Origin of the sequence: Streptomyces sp. NPDC001750 (genome assembly GCF_042892615.1) — a bacterium.
GTDB lineage: Bacteria > Actinomycetota > Actinomycetes > Streptomycetales > Streptomycetaceae > Streptomyces.
In genome coordinates this window covers 3113-4731 of the sequence record NZ_JBIAUE010000080.1, presented here as the reverse complement: position 1 = coordinate 4731, position 1619 = coordinate 3113, and the positions used below count along the sequence as shown (strand labels likewise).

Below are 1619 nucleotides of genomic sequence, written 5' to 3'. Positions count from 1 at the left end.
CAACACAGTGGACGCGAGCAACTGAGGACAAGCCCTCGGCCTATTAGTACCGGTCAGCTCCACCCGTTACCAGGCTTCCACATCCGGCCTATCAACCCAGTCGTCTACTGGGAGCCTTAACCCATCAAGTGGGTGGGAATACTCATCTCGAAGCAGGCTTCCCGCTTAGATGCTTTCAGCGGTTATCCCTCCCGAACGTAGCCAACCAGCCATGCCCTTGGCAGAACAACTGGCACACCAGAGGTTCGTCCGTCCCGGTCCTCTCGTACTAGGGACAGCCCTTCTCAATATTCCTACGCGCACAGCGGATAGGGACCGAACTGTCTCACGACGTTCTAAACCCAGCTCGCGTACCGCTTTAATGGGCGAACAGCCCAACCCTTGGGACCGACTCCAGCCCCAGGATGCGACGAGCCGACATCGAGGTGCCAAACCATCCCGTCGATATGGACTCTTGGGGAAGATCAGCCTGTTATCCCCGGGGTACCTTTTATCCGTTGAGCGACAGCGCTTCCACAAGCCACTGCCGGATCACTAGTCCCGACTTTCGTCCCTGCTCGACCCGTCGGTCTCACAGTCAAGCTCCCTTGTGCACTTACACTCAACACCTGATTACCAACCAGGCTGAGGGAACCTTTGGGCGCCTCCGTTACCCTTTAGGAGGCAACCGCCCCAGTTAAACTACCCATCAGACACTGTCCCTGATCCGGATCACGGACCCAGGTTAGACATCCAGCACGACCAGAGTGGTATTTCAACGACGACTCCACAACCACTGGCGTGGCCGCTTCAAAGTCTCCCACCTATCCTACACAAGCCGAACCGAACACCAATATCAAACTGTAGTAAAGGTCCCGGGGTCTTTCCGTCCTGCTGCGCGAAACGAGCATCTTTACTCGTAGTGCAATTTCACCGGGCCTATGGTTGAGACAGTCGAGAAGTCGTTACGCCATTCGTGCAGGTCGGAACTTACCCGACAAGGAATTTCGCTACCTTAGGATGGTTATAGTTACCACCGCCGTTTACTGGCGCTTAAGTTCTCAGCTTCGCCAACCCGAAAGTCGGCTAACCGGTCCCCTTAACGTTCCAGCACCGGGCAGGCGTCAGTCCGTATACATCGCCTTACGGCTTCGCACGGACCTGTGTTTTTAGTAAACAGTCGCTTCTCGCTGGTCTCTGCGGCCACCCCCAGCTCAAGGCGCAAAGCCCATCACCAGACGTGGCCCCCCTTCTCCCGAAGTTACGGGGGCATTTTGCCGAGTTCCTTAACCATAGTTCACCCGAACGCCTCGGTATTCTCTACCTGACCACCTGAGTCGGTTTAGGGTACGGGCCGCCATGAAACTCGCTAGAGGCTTTTCTCGACAGCATAGGATCATCCACTTCACCACAATCGGCTCGGCATCAGGTCTCAGCCTTAACGTGTGACGGATTTACCTACCACACGGCCTACACCCTTACCCCGGGACAACCACCGCCCGGGCTGGACTACCTTCCTGCGTCACCCCATCGCTTACCTACTACCACCTTGGGTCATCGGCTCCACCACTACCCTCAACTCCGAAGAGATCAGGCCGGCTTCACGGACTTAGCATTAATGGGCTCAGTACTGGGCGTTT

At 56.3% G+C, this 1619-nt stretch carries 1 rRNA gene (cut by a window edge); it reads right to left on the bottom strand.

Annotated features, from left to right (window positions below):
• Positions 1-23 precede the first annotated feature (23 nt).
• Positions 24-1619 (bottom strand): 23S ribosomal RNA (locus ACFYY6_RS38235); it runs 1724 nt beyond the window's last position.